11 protein-coding genes are annotated in these 17,852 nt (G+C 71.5%); 7 read left to right on the forward strand and 4 right to left on the reverse strand.

Going from position 1 to position 17,852, the window contains the following annotated elements; genetic code table 11:
* Window positions 1-73: 73 nt before the first annotated feature.
* Window positions 74-1,750 (reverse strand): carboxylesterase/lipase family protein, encoded by a 1,677-nt coding sequence (locus ACIGXJ_RS19295; RefSeq protein WP_399646638.1) that lies wholly within the window; start codon window positions 1,748-1,750, stop codon window positions 74-76.
* A gap of 202 nt (window positions 1,751-1,952) precedes the next feature.
* On the opposite strand from ACIGXJ_RS19295, the gene ACIGXJ_RS19300 reads away from it, so the two are divergent.
* Both ACIGXJ_RS19300 and ACIGXJ_RS19305 read left to right on the forward strand, forming a co-directional pair.
* On the forward strand, window positions 1,953-3,389 hold the full coding sequence (locus ACIGXJ_RS19300; RefSeq protein ID WP_399646641.1) for a hypothetical protein: 1,437 nt from the start codon (window positions 1,953-1,955) through the stop codon (window positions 3,387-3,389).
* A 41-nt stretch (window positions 3,390-3,430) separates the two neighbouring features.
* Complete coding sequence (locus ACIGXJ_RS19305; RefSeq protein WP_399646643.1) at window positions 3,431-4,798, forward strand: peptidase M23; 1,368 nt, start codon at window positions 3,431-3,433, stop codon at window positions 4,796-4,798.
* Window positions 4,799-4,808: 10 nt separating this feature from the next.
* On the opposite strand, the gene ACIGXJ_RS19310 is transcribed toward ACIGXJ_RS19305, so the two are convergent.
* On the reverse strand, window positions 4,809-8,057 hold the full coding sequence (locus ACIGXJ_RS19310) for an ATP-binding protein (RefSeq protein WP_399646646.1): 3,249 nt from the start codon (window positions 8,055-8,057) through the stop codon (window positions 4,809-4,811).
* 446 nt (window positions 8,058-8,503) lie between these two features.
* On the opposite strand from ACIGXJ_RS19310, the gene ACIGXJ_RS19315 reads away from it, so the two are divergent.
* From ACIGXJ_RS19315 to ACIGXJ_RS19335, 5 genes are all read left to right on the forward strand, one after another.
* Window positions 8,504-9,565, forward strand: coding sequence for a substrate-binding domain-containing protein (locus tag ACIGXJ_RS19315; RefSeq protein ID WP_399646649.1), 1,062 nt, complete (start codon window positions 8,504-8,506; stop codon window positions 9,563-9,565).
* Between the two features lie 17 nt (window positions 9,566-9,582).
* A complete protein-coding gene (locus ACIGXJ_RS19320; RefSeq protein WP_399646651.1) occupies window positions 9,583-10,371 on the forward strand; it encodes an ATP-binding cassette domain-containing protein in 789 nt (262 codons plus the stop codon).
* Between the two features lie 115 nt (window positions 10,372-10,486).
* Window positions 10,487-11,731, forward strand: a complete 1,245-nt coding sequence (locus ACIGXJ_RS19325; RefSeq protein WP_399646653.1) for a sugar ABC transporter permease — start codon at window positions 10,487-10,489, stop codon at window positions 11,729-11,731.
* 280 nt (window positions 11,732-12,011) lie between these two features.
* On the forward strand, window positions 12,012-14,516 hold the full coding sequence (locus ACIGXJ_RS19330; protein ID WP_399646975.1) for a SpoIIE family protein phosphatase: 2,505 nt from the start codon (window positions 12,012-12,014) through the stop codon (window positions 14,514-14,516).
* 180 nt (window positions 14,517-14,696) lie between these two features.
* Window positions 14,697-15,923, forward strand: a complete 1,227-nt coding sequence (locus tag ACIGXJ_RS19335; protein WP_399646655.1) for a PP2C family protein-serine/threonine phosphatase — start codon at window positions 14,697-14,699, stop codon at window positions 15,921-15,923.
* A gap of 384 nt (window positions 15,924-16,307) precedes the next feature.
* Here the strand turns inward: ACIGXJ_RS19335 and ACIGXJ_RS19340 are convergent, their stop codons facing one another.
* Together ACIGXJ_RS19340 and ACIGXJ_RS19345 are read right to left on the reverse strand one after the other, a co-directional pair.
* Window positions 16,308-16,655, reverse strand: coding sequence for a MerR family transcriptional regulator (locus tag ACIGXJ_RS19340; RefSeq protein WP_399646657.1), 348 nt, complete (start codon window positions 16,653-16,655; stop codon window positions 16,308-16,310).
* Window positions 16,656-16,682: 27 nt separating this feature from the next.
* The gene (locus ACIGXJ_RS19345; protein ID WP_399646977.1) at window positions 16,683-17,630 is read right to left on the reverse strand and encodes an aldo/keto reductase; all 948 of its coding nucleotides are present in this window, start codon (window positions 17,628-17,630) and stop codon (window positions 16,683-16,685) included.
* Between the last annotated feature and the right edge of the window lie 222 nt (window positions 17,631-17,852).

The raw sequence follows: 17,852 nt of genomic DNA on the forward strand, positions 1-17,852 counted from the left end.
GGAGCGCCGGCGCCGATGTCCCGTGACGACGCCCGACCTCCACACGAACGAGAGGGCCGGGCGCCGGCCCGGGTCAGGGCGTGCGGTGCCAGAAACCGAGGTTGTGCGTGCGGTGATAGTCGATGGGGCCGATACGCCGCGGCGCCAGGGACTGCGTGTACGGCCGGCCCGCGCCCCCCGGACGGTGGGCCGGCCAGGCGGGCAACCCGGGGCTGTGAGGTGCGCCGGTGCGGGCGAACGAGGCCCAGTACCGGGTCATCGCCGCCGACAGCCGACGCTGCTCCGGGGTGAACAGCGGCTCGGCCGCCTCGTCCTCGAACAGATACGGGATGTCCGCCGCGTGAAAGGCGCCGAAGTCGAAGGCACCGGGCAGCGGCAGGAACATCGGCGCCTCACGGTCGGCGAACTCGTAGGCGTACAGCGGCACATGCCGCCCCAAGGCGTCGTGCATGGCCTGGGTGCCGCGCGCCCACATGCGGTCGGTGATCACGGTGGCCCACGCCAGGGCGGGGGAGGGGAAGGCGGCCGTCGGGTACTCCTCTCGCACCCGCCCGGCCGACCGGCCGAAGGCGGTGCGCAGCGCGCGCTCGTAGTCGGCCTCGGTGAACGGCTTGCCCACCGCGTCGTACGTCATCCCGACGAAGACGCGGTGCTCGTCCAGGGTCGCCCCCGACAGAACGGGCACAGCGTGGAAACGTCCCGCGCGCAGGGCCGCGGGCGGCAGCTGGGGCAGCGTGGTGTTCCCGTAGCCGAACGCCTGGAAGGCGTTCATGATGTACGGCACCTTGAGGATCGTCTTCACCGGCAGCGCGCGCAGGCAGGCGAGGGTGCGTGCGGGCAGGTCGTCGCGGCAGCCGAGGGAGGGGGTCATCTCGGTCGTGATGTCCTCCATCTCCCGAGCGCTCCGCCAGACGTACCAGGGGTATCCCGGCACATCCGGGCCCATCGCACCGGCCGGCATGTCCATCATGCCCTCCCCGCTCGCCATGACGGCCCGGTGGAACAGGCCCCTGGACGCTGGTGACGTCAGATGCCCGGCGACGGCGGACGCGCCGAAGGACACCCCCGCCACGGTGACGTTGCCGGGATCACCGCCGAAGGCGCGCACGTTGTCCCGTACCCACCTCAGCGCCGCCTGCTGGTCCTGGAGTCCGAAGGTGCCCGACCCTTCCAGCCCGGGCAGGGCCAGGCCGCCGAAGACGCCGAGACGGTAGTTGAGGCTGACGACCACCAGTCCCCGGCCGGCCAGCCGACGCCCGTCGAAGAAGGAGCCGCCGCCCACCGCGCCGTCCCCGTGGATCCATACGAGCACGGGCGAGGGCCGCCGCCGGTCGGCTGCCGGTGGTGTGGTGACGTCGAGGACCAGGCAGTCCTCGTTCGTGCTGGAGATCTGCGCGTACGCGGAAGGCACCTGCGGGCACAGCGGCCCCGGCTTCGTCGCGTCCCTGATGCCCTTCCACGGCTGAACGGGCCGGGGCGGCGCCCACCGATGAGGTCCCACGGGAGCGCCCGCGTAGGGGATGCCCCGGAAGATCCGGTACGCGCCCGACCGGGTCCCGGCCACCAGCCCCGCCGCCGTGTGCACCGTCTCGCCGACGACGGCGCCGGCCGGAGCGGTGTGCCGGACCTGGACGGCCGAGTGGGCGGGGTGCGCGGCGGAGGCGAAGGGGGCGGACACCATCGTGGTCGGCGTCAGGGCGCACACCGTCATCACGACGTACGACCGGCGGGAAGTTCTGCGATTCGTCACGACGGAAGCCTTCCTTGTGGCCATCGGCCCTGGCGCACGGACGCGCCGGTGTGACCTGATCGGCCGCTGCTCGCGCACCAGCCGGGCGGTCCGGTCGTGGAGGGGGCGCGTGATCGCGTCTGACACCCGCGCGTTCCGATCACGCGCACCCGGGGTACGGACCCTCGCACTGGGCGGGGGAAGCAGCCCGAAGGAGCCCGGCATGGCGCCGACGACACCCGATTTCGGCCCCGACATCGACCCCTACGCCCCCTACGACCCCCAACGCGACTGCGACCCCGACGCGAAACCCGGTCTGCTGGGCTTCCGCGACCTGGTGCTCGCCGCCTACCCCGGCACGACCAGCATGGGGATCAGCAGGGCCTGTGGCAGCGGCGGCCAGAGCGAACACAAGGAGGGCCGCGCCTGGGACTGGGGCGTGAGCGTCAACGGTCAGGGCCATCTGGCCGACGATCTGATCGGCTGGCTCCACGCCACCGACCGGCACGGCAACGCACACGCCCTCGCCCGCCGCTTCGGCGTCATGTACATGATCTGGAACCGGCGCATCTGGATGGCCAATCGCCCCGACGCCGGCTGGCAGCCCTACCGCGGTGCCAACCCCCACACCGATCACGTCCACTTCAGCTTCTCCTGGGCCGGCGCCCGCAAGGAGACCAGTTGGTGGAACGCTCCGGTGGTGCCGGATCGGCGGCAGCGGTTGGCGGTGGGGTTGTCGGCGGATGGTCGTGTGGAGGTGTTCCATGCGGCGGTGGATCAGATCTATCACACGTATCAGGTGGCGGTGGGTGGTGCGTGGTCGGGTTGGCGGGCGTTCGGTGGGCCTGCGTCGGCGACGATCGCGTTGGCGGCGGCGCCGGACGGGCGGCTGGAGTTGTTCGCGATGAACGGTGAGACGTTCGTTCACCGGTATCAGGCGAAGGTGTCGGGGGAGTGGGCGGACTGGTACACGTTCGGGGGTGGGGGTGAGCATGTGGCTGTGGGCCGCAACCATGACGGCCGGCTGGAGGTGTTCGCGTCGAACTCCTCGGGTGTGCATCATCGTTGGCACGACACGCCGGGTGGTACGTGGCACGACTGGCGTCCGCTCGGTGGTCCGGCGGGTGCGCGGCTGGCGGTGGCGCCGGCGTCGGACGGGCGGCTTGAGGTGTTCGCTCTGACCGATGACGTGTTCCGGCACACCTGTCAGACGGATCTGTCGGGGACGTGGCGGCAGTGGGTGGACTTCGGTCTGGGCGGCGAGCATGTGGTGGTGGGCGGGAACCGCGATGGGCGGCTGGAGGTGTTCGCGTCGAACTCCTCGGGTGTGCATCACCGTTGGCAGAACGTGCCGGGTGGTGACTGGTACGAGTGGCAGCCGCTCGGGGGGCCGTCCGGGGCGCGGCTGGCGGTGGTGGAGTCGCATGACGGGCGGCTGGAGGTGTTCGCCATGAACGACGATCTCCTGCAGCACAACTATCAGGTGGACCAGTCCGGGGCGTGGCGGACCTGGCAGGACTTCGGGGGCGGCGGCTACTTCGTGCGGGCCGTGCGCAACCGCGACGGCCGCCTGGAGATCGTCGCCAACAACCCCGGCGGCGTCCACCACCGCTGGCAGCACCAGCCCGGCAGCACCTGGCACGACTGGCAGCCCCTCTGAGACCTCCCCACTCCACCCTCCCCACAGAACAGGAGCACTTCATGGCACCCTGCCACGTCCCACCGGATCGCGACCTGGACGTCACGAAGACCGTGTACACCGTCGGCCGTGATCTGGGCGTGTCCGACAAGGTCATGCTCGCCGGCTTCGAAGCCGGATGGGTCGAGTCGCATATGAACAACCTCGACTGCGGCGACCGGGACTCGCTCGGCGTCTTTCAGCAGCGCCCCAGCCAGGGCTGGGGCACACCGCAACAGATCATGCATGTGCCGTACGCCGCCGAGCAGTTCTTCACTCGCGCCATCCGCGTCGAGGGTCAGCAGCCGCATCTGACGGCCGGCCAGACGGCGCAGAAGGTACAGCGTTCCGCGTTCCCCGACCGCTACGACCAGGCCGAGGGCAAGGCACGAGCCCTCCTCGCGGAAGCGAGGGAAGCGGTCACTCCGGTGGTGCCGGATCGGCGGCAGCGGTTGGCGGTGGGGTTGTCGGCGGATGGTCGTGTGGAGGTGTTCCATGCGGCGGTGGATCAGATCTATCACACGTATCAGGTGGCGGTGGGTGGTGCGTGGTCGGGTTGGCGGGCGTTCGGTGGGCCTGCGTCGGCGACGATCGCGTTGGCGGCGGCGCCGGACGGGCGGCTGGAGTTGTTCGCGATGAACGGTGAGACGTTCGTTCACCGGTATCAGGCGAAGGTGTCGGGGGAGTGGGCGGACTGGTACACGTTCGGGGGTGGGGGTGAGCATGTGGCTGTGGGCCGCAACCATGACGGCCGGCTGGAGGTGTTCGCGTCGAACTCCTCGGGTGTGCATCATCGTTGGCACGACACGCCGGGTGGTACGTGGCACGACTGGCGTCCGCTCGGTGGTCCGGCGGGTGCGCGGCTGGCGGTGGCGCCGGCGTCGGACGGGCGGCTTGAGGTGTTCGCTCTGACCGATGACGTGTTCCGGCACACCTGTCAGACGGATCTGTCGGGGACGTGGCGGCAGTGGGTGGACTTCGGTCTGGGCGGCGAGCATGTGGTGGTGGGCGGGCACCGCGATGGGCGGCTGGAGGTGTTCGCGTCGAACTCCTCGGGTGTGCATCACCGTTGGCAGAACGTGCCGGGTGGTGACTGGTACGAGTGGCAGCCGCTCGGGGGGCCGTCCGGGGCGCGGCTGGCGGTGGTGGAGTCGCATGACGGGCGGCTGGAGGTGTTCGCCATGAACGACGATCTCCTGCAGCACAACTATCAGGTGGACCAGTCCGGGGCGTGGCGGACCTGGCAGGACTTCGGGGGCGGCGGCTACTTCGTGCGGGCCGTGCGCAACCGCGACGGCCGCCTGGAGATCGTCGCCAACAACCCCGGCGGCGTCCACCACCGCTGGCAGCACCAGCCCGGCAGCACCTGGCACGACTGGCAGCCCCTCTGACACCCACCGTTCACAGGTGCCAGTGGATGTCCCGGTCCGGGGTGTAGCGGCACATCGTCCCGGTGGAGACGGCGCGGCGCAGATGCGCGGCGAGCGCCGGGTGCTGTTCGTCCAGTCTGCGCAGGGTGTCGCGGATACGAGCGGTGACATTCTTGCGGGCGCGTTCGCGCGGGTCGCCCAGACGGCGTGGGCGGCCCGCGAGGCCCGCGTGACGACGCAGTTCGTCCAGCAGGGCGGCGCGTTCCCGGTCGTATGCGGCCGCGCGTGCGTCGTCGCCCCGCTCCACCGCCCGTTCGATCTCCGTCTCCAGCCGCTCCAGGTGACGGCGGTAGCGTCGGCGGGCCTCCTCGTCCAGGACCTCGTCGGCGCCCAGGCCGTGCGCCGTGGCCACGGAGTCGTCGTGCGGGTTCAGCAGGTGGACGGCGGCGATGTCCTGGCCGGGGAGGCTCAGCAGGAGGTGCAGGTCCCGCAGGCCCTTGGCGTCCGGCAGGTGCACGGTGAGGCCCTCGTACGTCAGGCGCCACACCTCGCCGTTGCGGCGGAACTCGCAGGGCGGGGATACCGGTCGCTTTCCGGGCGGGCGCGCGGTGAGGTGCTCGACGCGGCCGAGCAGATGGGGCACGCCCAGGCGCTGCGCCTGCGACGTCGCCTCGTCGAGCAGGGCGGCGAGGTCATGCTCACCGTCGGTGCCCCGCTCCGCGAGCACGCGGGCCAGTTCGATCCGAGCCCGCAGCGACCAGGGCGATGCGTGGAGCCGCTCCGCCGACCGGAGGGCCGCGGTGAGCCGCCGGATCGCGCTGTCCCACCGTCGGCCGGCGGCGTCGAGGACACCCAGCCACAGGGTCGCCGGGCCGCCGATGTCCCATCCCAGCAGGGACACCAGCCACTGGCCCTCGTACGGGGCCAGCGCGGCGAGGGCGTCGTCGCACCACGCCGGGTCGCCCGAGGCGGCGGCCGCCTGAGCCTGGTGGCGCAGCCAGAGCGGGGTGAGGCTGCGGTACAGCGCCGTGTCCCCATCGGCTCCCGCGCCCGGCCAGGGAACGGGCACGCGCAGCCGCTCACCGGCCTCCAGCTCGGTGAGAGCCTCCAGGAGGTGGACGTAGGGGTGCTGGTTGCGCCGTAAGGCGTCCAGTGACCGCCTCGCCTCGGCGAACTCGCCCCGCAGGACGAGCAGCGCCCAGCGGTGGTGGTCGAGGAAGTGCCGGTGGTAGTTCGGGCCGGGGACGCTCAAGGCCTCCGACTCGTCGAGCAGCTGCGCCGCCTCGGCGAACCGGCCCGCCATGGCGTGGACGACGCTGCGGTCGATGACGGAGGTCAGCCGCAGACGGGGGGAGCCGTCGGTGGCGGCCACGGTCACCATGGCGTGGAAGGCCTCGAGGAACCGCGGGTCGTCCGCCTCGAGCGCCGCGACCCACTGCATGGACATCGCCACATGTTCGGTCCAGCGGTCGCCACGCCGCCGGGACACCGCGACGAGTTCCGCCGCCAGGTCGCGTCGGCCGCCCGCGGCCTGTGGACCCCACTCCGCCTGCATGCGCGCCCACAGTCCGATGTGCAGGGCGTCGTCGTCGCCCGCCGTGCGGGCCCTGGCGACCACCGCCGCCGCGACGCCGCCGGCCAAGCGGGACTCGGAGAGCGGGGGTTCACCGCGGTCCAGGGCCGGTGCGGCTTCCTCGCCCCCGGCGCCAAGTGGTCCCCCGGTGGCCGTCGTGACTGCGGTAGCCGTCAGCATGTCCGAAGCGACGAGCTGCGCGTGCGCCCAGCGAAGGGCGCGCAGTTTCAGCGACGTCGTGTCGCCACGTCCGTCGGCGCCGTAGAGCGTGAGCGCCGTGCGTCCCATGAGCAGCGGTCGGCCCAGGCCTCTCACCGCTGTGGCGGCGTCCGCGAACACCCGCCAGGAGCGCTCCTGTTCGCCGGTCAGCTGGAGCGCGAGCCCGAGGTCGAGGCCGATCAGCACGCGCCGGGCGGGGTCCGCGTCGGCGAGGCGGTCCATGGCACGCCCGTAGTGGCCCACCGCTTCCTCGTGCGCCATGCGGTGCTCCGCGTGCCGCGCCGCGGACAGCATGAGCTCCACGGCCTCGTCCCGGTCCAGTTCCTCGAACGCGAGATGGGCGTGGCGGGCCAGCTCCACGGGGAGTATCACGTCCATCGAGGCCGCCGCCGTGTTGCGCAGCGCGTGCACGGCGGCCGCGTGGAGCCTGCGGGCGCGCTGTGCGTCCAGATCCCCGTACAGCGTCTCGCGCACCAGGTCGTGCTTGAAGACGACTGCTCCGGAGCGCTCCCGCTCGACCAGCTGGGCGTCGGTCGCCTGGGCCAGCCAACGGCGTACCTGCGTCGGCGGGCTGCCCAGGACGCGGGCCAGGATGTCGGTGCGGAATCGGCGACCCAGCACCGACGCGGCACCGAGGCAGGCCGCCACCGGGTCCTCCAGCAGCCGTAGCCGCTGCTGGAGCGAGGCGTGCAGACCCGGCGACACCGCCGTCACCTCGTGGCCGCCGGCCCACAGACGGGCGGTCTCCTGGACGAAGAAGGGGTTCCCTCCGGTGCGGCGCAGGACCTCGGTGACCAGGGTGCCGTCCGGAGCCCTCCCCGCCGTGCGGTGCATCAGTTCGGCGACGTCCGCCGCCTCCAGGCCGGGGAGTGCGAGCGTCGTGGCCCGGGTCATGAGCGAGCGCAGCCGGTCGCGCGAGGGATGGTCGGGCCGCTCGATCTCCACGTCCCTGCAGGTGACCAGGATCAGGACCCGTTCCAGCGACAGGTGCTGGGCGGCGAACTCCAGCAGCGCCACCGAAGCCGGGTCGGCCCAGTGCACGTCCTCCAGAACGACCAGCACGGGCTGGTGCTGCGCGGCGGTGACCAGCAGGGTGGTGACCGCGTCGAACAACTGGAACCGCTCCACGTCCTCGGCCTCGGCCCCGCTCCCCCCGAGCAGGATCTCCCAGGCCACCCCGGCCGCCGCCGAGGCAGCCTCCCATGTATCCGCCCGCGCGGACCTGCGCAGGCTGCGGACGACCTGCGTCCAGGGCCAGTAGCCGGGAGTGCCGTCGGCGTCCCAGCACGCTCCGCGCAGCACGGCCAGGCCCTTGCTCCGCGCCTCCTGGACTGCGCGGCCGGCGAGGGACGTCTTGCCGATGCCCGCCTCACCGGTGAGCAGCAGCACTCCTCCGTGTCCGGCGACCGCGCGTTCGACATGGGCCCGCACCGCGCGCAGGAAGTCGTCGCGCCCCAGCAGCGCCTGTCCGGACGGTGGTGCGCTCATGTCCGGCACCGGCCACGGCACCCGCTCCCCGAGCAACCCATGCCACCACCCCCGCAGCGTCCGCGGCCTTGCGACCGCAGCCGTCGTTCCTGCTCGGGAGCGTAGTAGCTGTTCGAAAAGTGGATCAACTTCGCGCAATGCGCCGGGGCGGAGCGGGCGGGCCCACCGGTCGACGGGGCTACCGATGGCTCAGGGCACGTTCTGCGTGGTGAGGCAGACGTGGCACCGGAACGCGGGGGAGCGCGGAGCGGATCGTGCCGAGCGGGCCGTGCGAGATCGCCAGGCCGCGCCTCGCTGCGCGCGGGCAGGAGGCGCCGCCGCCCGCCTCGTCGGCGGGTCGTTCGTGCTCGCCGGGAAGCCGACCCGGATAAACTGCGGTGCAACGTTCAGGCAAGGACGTTCTCGCTCAAAGCGCCGGCCGTGGCTACGGATGGCGGAGGTCCCGTATGAAGCCATGGGCTGTCGGCATCGCCATGATCGCCGCTCTCGTTCTGGCGTGCACCGCCTGCGGACCCACCGGCGCCCCAGGGGGAAACGGCCTCACCATCGGCCTGTTGCTCCCGGAGACCGAGACCAGCCGCTACGAGACCTTTGACCGGCCCTTGATCGAGCAGGCGGTCGAAGACCGGTGCCCGGACTGCATCGTTCGCTATGCCAATGCGGAGAACGACGTCCAGATCCAGCACCGGCAGATGAACGCCATGCTCACCCAGGGCGTCGATGTGCTGATCCTCGACCCGGTCCAGGAGGTCTACCTCCGCGGCCTGATCACCGAAGCGGCAGAGATGGACGTGCCGGTGGTTTCCTACGACCGGGTCGCCGAGGGGCCCATCTCGGGTTACGTCTCCTTCGACGCGGACGCCATCGGTGCGCTCCAGGGCGAGGGCATGCTCGACGGCCTTGGCGACCGGGTCGACGGGGCAGGGATCGTCCGGGTCGAGGGACCCCTGTGGAACCCCGAACATGTGGCGGTCTCCATGCTCGAGCGGGCGGGGGCGCACATCAGCAGGACCTATGTGGCATCGGGCTGGACCCCCGAGAACGCGTACGCCATCATGGTCGGCGCCCTCGCCGACCTGGGCGTCGACAAAGTCGACGCCGTCTGGGCCGCCAACGACGCAATGGCCGCCGGAGCCATCTCCGCCCTGAAGGGCGCACGCATCAGCCCGCTGCCCCCGGTCGGGGGACAGGACGCCGACCTCTCCGCGGTGCAGCACATCGTCAGCGGAGAGCAGTACATGACCATCTACAAGCCCTACCGGATCCAGGCGGCTGCCGCCGCGGACATGGCACTCGCCCTCGCCCACGGCAAGTCCCTCGATTCCATGACCACGGGCAGGATCAGCACCGATACGGCCGAGAACGTCCCCAGCGTCGAGCTCGCGCCGACCCTGGTGACCATCGACACCATCAAGGAGACCGTGGTCCGGGACGGCATGTACACCATCGACGAGATCTGCAGTCCGAAGTACCGGCCCGACTGCGAGAAGGCCGGACTCACCGACTGACCGCGAGGAAGGACCAAATGGCCCAGACATCGGCTTCACCCCTGCTCAGCCTGCGCGGCGTCGTCAAGTCCTTCGGGGCCGTCCGTGCGCTGACCGACATCGACCTGGAGATCCGTGCGGGCGAAGTGGTGGCGGTGATGGGGGACAGCGGTGCGGGCAAGTCCACCCTGGTCAAGGTGATCACTGGCGTCGAGCCGGCCGACACGGGCGTGTTCAGCTGGAAAGGCCGCACGGTGCAACTCGCCCGCCCCCAGCACTCCCAGAGCCTCGGCATCTCCGCCGTGTACCAGAATCTCTCACTGTGCGACAACCTCGATGTCGTCGGCAACCTCTTCCTCGGCGGTGAGCTCCGCCGGTACGGCGTCCTCGACGAGATGGAGATGGGGCGCCGTACCCGTGCCCTGCTGGACACACTGTCGATCCGCATCCCCGACGCCCGCGTCCCGGTCGCCTCGCTCCCCGCCGACCAGCGGCAGATCGTGGCGATCGCCCGCGCGCTGCTGAGGGAACCCGACCTGCTCCTCCTGGACGAACCCACCCAGGCCATGAGCGCACAACAGGCCGACCAGTTCCTCGACATGGTGGAAAGACTGCGTGACCGCGGTCTCGGCATCCTGCTCATCAGCCGCGCCATGGGTGACATCAAGGCGGTCGCGGACCGGGTCGCGGTGCTCCGCCTCGGCCACAACAACGGCGTCTTCAACGTGCACACCGCCTCCCAGGAACTGATCATCTCCGCGATCAGCGGAGCCACGGACCACGCCGTGGCTCATCGCCGCACGGAGCGGAAGGGCGGCGGAACGTGAGCGATGCGGGCGCGGCAGCGGGACCGCAGACGCTCTCGACCCGCCGAGCCCGCCGTGCGGAGGGAAGTGCGGGCACCCCCCGGAGCGGAGTCCTCGGCAAGAACGAGGGGGCGCGGTGAACACACCTCCACCCACCTTCGCCGACCGGCTTCGCACCCTGCGCGAGCAGGGTGTGCGAAGCCACCTCGACGCCCGGCGGAGCAAACTGCTCACCGGCGGGCTCGGCCCGGTGCCCGCGATCGTCGTCCTGATCGTCGTCTGGACCGTCTTCCAGATCCTCGACCCCAGCTTCCTCTCCCCCCGCAACCTCTCCAACCTCGGCGTGGACATCGTCGGCACAGGTCTGATCGCCACCGGCCTCGTCTTCGTGCTGCTGATCGGCGAGATCGACCTCTCGATCGGTGCGCTGAGCGGATTCACGGCCGCACTGTTCGCCGTGCTGAACGTCCACCACGGCATCCCGGAAGAGTTCGCAGCGCTCCTCGCGGTCGCAGTCGGCTGCGCGGCCGGAGCGCTGCACGGCGTCGTCTTCGCCCGCCTGGGCGTGGCATCCTTCGCGGTGACCCTCGCCGCTGGGCTCGGCTGGAGCGGCATGCTGGTCATCGTGCTGGGCGGCAGCGGCACCGTTGTCTTCGACGACGAAGGGTTCGTGGCGACACTGACCCGCCACCACTTCGGCCATCCTGCCGCTGCCTACGGTCTCGCCGCTGCGGTGACCGGCACCTACTTCCTCGCAGCCCACCAGCGGTCGCGGTACCACCGTGCCTCCGGCGCGGCCTTCTCGTCCACCGGAAGGATCACCGCCCGTACGGCCGCCCTCGGCCTCATCGCCTTTGCCGGAGCCGCCGTACTCAACCAGTACCAAGGGCTGCCGCTGGCCCTGCTGATCTTCCTGCTGATCGTCGCCGGGCTGGACTACGGTCTGCGCCGCACTTCGTACGGACGCTCCGTCTACGCCCAGGGTGACAGCGTCGAGGCAGCCCGTCGCGCCGGACTGCGTGTGGTGGCGGTGCAGATCTCGGTATTCATGGTCTCCGGGACGACGGCCGCGCTCGGTGGCCTGTTTCTGGCCTCACGGACCAGCACCGTCGGGGCGGGCTCGCCCACCCTGATTCTGCTGGTCAACGCGGTTGCCGCCGCGGTGATCGGCGGCACCAGCCTGTTCGGCGGCCGCGGCCGCACCTGGTCCGCGCTCCTCGGCATCCTGGTCATCCAGTCGGTCGCCTCCGGCATGGCGCTCCTGGGCCTCCAGGGCGCCATTCAGATCACCATCACCGCGGGTATCCTCCTGATCGCCGTCATCGCCGACTCGCTCTCACGTCGAGCCCGCTTCGCCCTGCGCGCGGATGCCTCGGCCTGACCCGGCGGTGCTCGGCCTCACGTCCTCCCGGGGGACGGCGTTGTCGCTCACCTGGTGTCGGACGATCGCTGGGCGCCCGGTTCCGGCAGCTGCCTGTGAGCCGGGTGACGAAGACCCGGGGGACGGGCCACAGCGGTGCGCCGCCCTCGCGGCGACTGCTTCACCCTCGTTGCGGTGATCACCCTGATTGGCTGCCTCCACCCGACCCGTGGAACATGGAGTACAGCGGGTGGCAGCGGTGACCGGCGGGGGCCCGGGCGTACGGAGGCGGTGCGTGTCTTTGGACGGGGACATTCTTGCTTCCTGCGGGGTCGGGCTCGCCGCCTTCTACGTGCTGACCGAGAGTGGTCACGAGCTCCGTCTCGCCGAGGTGGTCGAGGGCGTCGACGAAGGGGGCTGGGCGGCGACGGCGTATGCCCTCGCCGGCCCCTCACCGGTTGCCGACGCCTGCCGCCTCGGCCGCCCCCTGTGGTTGACCACCGAGGAGTCCGCCCGGTACGGCCGGCCAGGGCACACCCCCGTCGGCAGTCCCGATGACGCCGCTCCGCACACCCCCGTCGGCAGTCCCCATGACGCCGCTCCGGCCGACGCCCTCTCGGTGGGCGCGCTGCCGCTGGGCGGAGAGGCCCGCCTGCTGGGCTGCCTGCTCGTGATGGGCCGGGCCGGAGGCGGTTTCAGTGCCGATCAGCGCACGCTGCTGGAGCTGCACGCAGGCCAGGCGGCCGCGGGTCTCGCGGCGGCCTCCGCCCGCGTCACATGCCGGACCCGGTCGGTACCCGGGCCGAGGCCCGCCCTGCTGTCGGCGCGCGGCGGCTGTTTCGTCCTCGACCCGGGCACCGGGCACATCGACGTGGACCCGGCGGTCCTGGACCTGTTCGGCGTCCCCCCGCAGGACTTCGACGGCGATGTCTCGGCCCTGCTCGAGTGCACCGCCCCGGACGACGTGCCCGCGCTGATGTCCGTCGTGGAGCCCCAGCAGAACGACTCCGATCAGAACCTGGCATTCCGCATTCGCCACCGCAACGGTGAACTGCGCTGGCTGGGCCTGCGCTGCCGTGTACTGGCCGGGCCCGAGGGCCGGCCGCGGCAGGTGCTGGGTGTGGTGAGCGACGCCTCATACCTGCGCCCCGGTGCCGACGACGTGTCGCTCGTCCAGCGACTGTCCGCCGCGCTGTCCGGCGCGACCACCGTTCGCGACGTCAACAGGGTGGTGGTCGACTTCTTGCGCGCCCACCTCGACGCAGGTCGGGTAACGGTGGCTGAGCTGGAGGGCGACCACCTCGTGGTGACCGTCCTCGACCCGCCGGAGCCGGACGCCTGGCCGCGGTCGTGGCGCGCGCAACGGCCCGAAGCGACCTGCCACGACCTACGCACCCTGCGGAACGCTCTGCGGGAGGGGCACGTCAGCCTCTGGCCCGCGGCCACCGAGCTCGAACCCGACCTCAGGTGCGTCGGACCCGGCGGCCTAGCCGTCCTGCCGCTGCCCGCGGACGGCCGAATGGTAGGGGTGTGCCTTGTGGGGTGGGACGGCGAGCACCGGTTCGGACCCGGAGACCGCTCCCTGCTGACCGCGACCGCGGGTGTGATGGGCCAGGCCCTGGCACGCGCCCACGCCCTGGACGCCGGCCACGAGTTCGCCACGATGCTGCAGCGCAGTCTGCTGCCCCGCAAGCTGCCGCAACTGGACGGAGGGGTGGCCGTCGCCCGGTACCTGCCGGCGACCGTGGGCCTCGAAGTGGGCGGCGACTGGTACGACGTGGTCACGCTCTCCGACAGCCGTCTGGCACTGGTCATCGGCGACGTGCAGGGGCACAGCGCCGCAGCCGCGACCATCATGGGGCAGATGCGTACCGCCATCAGGGCTTACGCGGTCGAGGGCCATCCGCCCGATGTCGTGGTGGCGCACGCGAACCAGCTGCTCGTCGGCATGGAGACCGATCTCTTCGCCACATGCACCTATGTCGACCTGGACATGGAGGAGGGCACCGCCTGGGTCGTCCGGGCGGGACATCTGCCACCGCTGCTGAGGCTGCCCGACGCCACGACCGAGGAGCCGCAGATCGAGGGCGGACCCCCGCTCGGTGTGATCGCGGACGGCGACTTCCCGATGACCCAGCTCAGCCTTGCGCCCGGCACTCTCGTCACGCTACTCACGGACGGACTGGTGGAGTCGGCGACTCTCCCCCTGGAGGACGGCATGCGGGCCGTGCGCGAAGTGCTCGCCGCCGCCGATCCCGCCGATCCCGAGCGGGTGGCCGACCAGCTCGTCGCCTCCGCCCGCCACAGACGTGACGACGTGGCTGCGCTGATCCTGCGCTACGACGGCATGCGGGTCCGGCCCGTCCGGGCCCACTGGGCGGTATGGCGGCTCCCCGACGCGGTCATGCACGCGCGTCGTTTCACCGCCCGCACCCTGCGCACCTGGTCCGTGGTGGAGGAGAGCGACGTCGCCCTGCTGGTCGTCTCCGAGCTGGTCACCAACGCCATTGCGCACACCACGGGCGAGGTGCGCCTGGACCTGACGCTGACCGGCGACCGGCTGCGCATCGCCGTCAACGACGCCTCTCCGCGCACACCGGTCAAGGCCGAGAGCGTCGACTGGGAGGAGACCGGTGGGCGCGGCCTGCTCCTCGTCGCAGCGATGTCCTCGGCCTGGGGCTCAGTGCCCCTCGGCGGCGGCAAACAGGTGTGGTGCGACATCGCGCTCTCGCCACGCGACGAGCCCCCGCCCGGCGTGCCACCGCCCCCGGACCCGGCACCGTACCGCCCCGGGGGCGCGGGGTGACCGCCGAACCCGCGCCTGAGGTCCGGCCCCTGTGCGTGATCCACCGCTGCAGCAGGATCTTGGATGCCTGTCGGGCGCTGCTCCAGGCTCTGCGGCTCCGCACCCGAGGGTTGCCTGCGCTGCATCCGCTGCGCTCCTACTTTGGAAACAGCTGACAGTATCGACTCTGGGCAGGTAGTCATGGCGGAGGCGGAAATCGACTACGCGGCGGTGTTCCGGGCGCTGCCCGGCATGGTGGCTCTGCTGACGCCTGAGCTGGTGTACGCGGACGTCAATGATGAGTTCGCGCGCTTGTCCGGCCGTACGCGCGAACAGTTGCTGGGCCGGTATCTGTTCGATGTGTTCCCGGACAACCCCAACGATGCCGCCGCGACGGGCGCACGGAATCTGCAGGCGTCGCTCGGACGGGTGCTGGCCACGGGAGAGCGGGACACGATGGCGTTGCAGCGCTACGACGTGGAGTCGATGGAGCGCCCTGGTGAGTGGGAGGAGCGGTACTGGAGCCCGGTCAACGCTCCCATATTCGACGCGGACAACCGGGTGAAGCTGCTGGTGCACCGGGTCGAGGAGGTCACCGAGCTGATCAGAGCACGGGGCGGGCAGCAGGGCAGCCGCGCCCGGGTGCTCGAGGCGGAACTGTATACACGCGCCAGGGAACTGCAGGAAGTCAACGAACGGCTCCGTGAGGCCCACGCCCGTGAACGCGAGGTCGCCCTCGCCCTGCAGGAAGCGATGCTCCCCGCACCCGGCCCTGTGGGCCACCACCGCGCCGCCGTGCGGTACCGGCCCGCCGTGGGCTCTCTGAACGTCTGCGGCGACTGGTACGACCTCGTGGACCTGCCTGGCGACCGGATCTGTGTCGCCGTCGGTGATGTCGTCGGTCACGGCCTGCGCGCAGCCTGTGTCATGGGCCTCCTGCGCAGCGCCCTGTCCGCCGCCTCCCGCGTCGCCGACGGCCCGGCCAAGGCGCTGGAGGTCCTCGGTCTGTACGCCAGTTCCATCGAGGGGGCCGAGAACACCACCGTCGCGGAGACCTGCATCGACTGGGACAGCCACACCCTGACCTACAGCAGTGCCGGCCATCCCCCGCCCGCTCTGCTCCGTTCGGACGGCACCGTGGAATTCCTCGACCAGGCCACCGACCCGCCGCTCGGTGCCCGCGCCGAGGACGTCGACCGCCCCCAGGCCACCGCCGCCTTCACCGAGGGCGACATCCTCGTCCTTTACACCGACGGTCTGATCGAGCGCCGCCGCGAGGACATCGACGCCGGTCTCGCCCGCCTCGCCGCATCGCTCACCCGGCACCGCGCTGCCGATACCGAAGGTCTCGCCGACACGCTCCTGCTCGAGCTGCTCCCCGCCGCAGGCGCGACGGACGACACCGCCCTCGTCATCGTGCGGCTCTGAACGGCTGCCTCGCGGTGCCCCTGCGTCACGACGCGATCCCGCCACCCCGATCGGACTGGTGGGGGTGGGCGGCTGCGAGGAAAGGGGAGGTGGTCGACGGGATCCGCGCGAAAGCCGGGCCCGGAGATCCGGAGATCTCGAACGGCCCGTGCTGCACAGCGACATGGCGAGTCGTCAGAGCCGCGCGACAGGGCCCGCCGGAGCGGCGACGTTCCGCTTGCGTCTGAGCCTGTTCGGCGGCCCGGGCCTCGCGGCGCCCGGCCCCCTCAGCGGGCGCCGGCCGTCGAGGACGCAGTCCGGGGACGTGCGCGGCCCCACCTGATGTCCTGGTCCGCCGGGGATGCCCGCTTCCGCTGTTCCCGGCCCACGAGCCCGCGGAGTTGGTCAGCTGTAGTAGGCGATCTTGTCGTCGAGGACCTCCAGGGCCCGGCACAGTGCCGCCACCCGCTGTTCAAGGGCGGCGCGGTGCTCCCGCAGGAAGGCGACCCGGTCCTGGGCGGGCCGCTCGGAACGGAGAATGGCGACGAAGTCGCGTAGATCTCCGATGCCGAGGCCGGCCTCGCGGAAGCAGGTGATCAGGCCGATCCAGAAGATGTCGTCCTCGGTGTACTCGCGGAACCCGCCGGGGGAGCGCCGGATGGGGCCGATGAGTCCTTCGCGTTCGTAGTAGCGCAGGGTGTCGAGTGTGAGGCCGCTGCGTTCGACGGCTTGCGCCGGGGTGTATGTGGTCACGAGTTCTCCTGGGACGACGTCGCGGGCCTACCGGGCTTCGGCGAACCGTGCCAGGTGCTCGTCGTCGAGCCGCACACAGCGGGCGGCGAGCGCCTGCTCGATCTGCTCCACCCCGCTGGCCCCGACGATGGGAGCGATGCCCTGCCGCATCAGCCACGCCAGGACGACCTGGTTCCGTGTGGCGGACAGGTCGCCGGCGACGTCGTCCAGAACGGTGAGCACCTGACGGGTGCCGGGGTGATCGTAAGTCGAGGGCAGCGGCTTGTCCGTGCGCTCATAGGAACCCCAGAGCAGCGATGTGTACGACCACACCGCGAGCCCCTCCGAGCGGGCCAGGTCCAGGTCGTCGGCGGTGAGCAGGCGATGGCCGGCTTCCGCGAGGGGGGTGAACGGACGGGGCTGGAGGAGGGAGTGGCGCAGCTGCAGGGCCGTCCAGGGCTCCACCTCCTGCTGCCGGGCGAGCTCCCGCGCCCGCTCGACCCGCCAGGTGGCGTGGTTGGCCGCCCCGACCCGCAGGGCCACTCCCCTGGCGACCAGTTCGCCGAACGCCCCGACCGTCTCCGTCAGCGGCACCTCACGGTCCTCTGCGTGAGCCCACAGCAGGTCCACATGATCGACCCCGAGCCGCTCCAGGCTCTCCTCCACGCCGGCGCGGACGGCCCGCGCGGAGAGTCCCTCGGCGCTTTCGGGCCAGGAGTGCGCCACGAGAGGGTTGTGCCGCACCTTCGTCGCGATGCGCACGGTCTCGCGTACGCCCGGGCGCGCCCGGAGCCAGGCGCCGATGACCCGCTCACTGGCGCCGCCGACGCCACTGGGGTCCGCCCAGAACGAGTAGCAGTTGGCGGTGTCCAGCCAGACACCGCCGCCGCCGACGAAGGCGTCCAGGATCTCGAAGGCTCGGTCGGCCTCGACACGGGTACCGAAGTCCATCGTCCCGAGGACGATCTGCGGAGGTGTGATGTCCATGCCCGCCATCCTCGGATCTGGAGCGCGCTCCAGGTCAACCTCCGTCGTACGGATCCCGAGGGCGAGGAGGGGAGTCCACATCGAGCGGCGCCGGGTCCTGGCCGGCGCTTCCTGCCTCCGGTGGAGCGTCCGTCCCGGATCCTCCACGGGGCCCGCCTCCGCCTGCCGGCCTACTCCTCCGGCGCTCGGCCACGAACCGGCCACGCCGCTGCGCCTGTCCCGCTGTCCGAC

The sequence above is a fragment of the Streptomyces sp. NPDC053367 genome, from assembly GCF_044545925.1.
Taxonomy (GTDB): Bacteria; Actinomycetota; Actinomycetes; order Streptomycetales; family Streptomycetaceae; genus Streptomyces.

Excerpts from the sequence above, each read along its gene's own strand:
- ACIGXJ_RS19345 (WP_399646977.1), bottom strand. The coding sequence starts at position 17,630 with ATGGCGGGCATGGACATCACACCTCCGCAGATCGTCCTCGGGACGATG.
- ACIGXJ_RS19315 (WP_399646649.1), top strand. The coding sequence starts at position 8,504 with ATGAAGCCATGGGCTGTCGGCATCGCCATGATCGCCGCTCTCGTTCTG.
- ACIGXJ_RS19310 (WP_399646646.1), bottom strand. The coding sequence starts at position 8,057 with ATGAGCGCACCACCGTCCGGACAGGCGCTGCTGGGGCGCGACGACTTC.
- ACIGXJ_RS19335 (WP_399646655.1), top strand. The coding sequence starts at position 14,697 with ATGGCGGAGGCGGAAATCGACTACGCGGCGGTGTTCCGGGCGCTGCCC.
- ACIGXJ_RS19300 (WP_399646641.1), top strand. The coding sequence starts at position 1,953 with ATGGCGCCGACGACACCCGATTTCGGCCCCGACATCGACCCCTACGCC.
- ACIGXJ_RS19305 (WP_399646643.1), top strand. The coding sequence starts at position 3,431 with ATGGCACCCTGCCACGTCCCACCGGATCGCGACCTGGACGTCACGAAG.
- ACIGXJ_RS19320 (WP_399646651.1), top strand. The coding sequence starts at position 9,583 with ATGGCCCAGACATCGGCTTCACCCCTGCTCAGCCTGCGCGGCGTCGTC.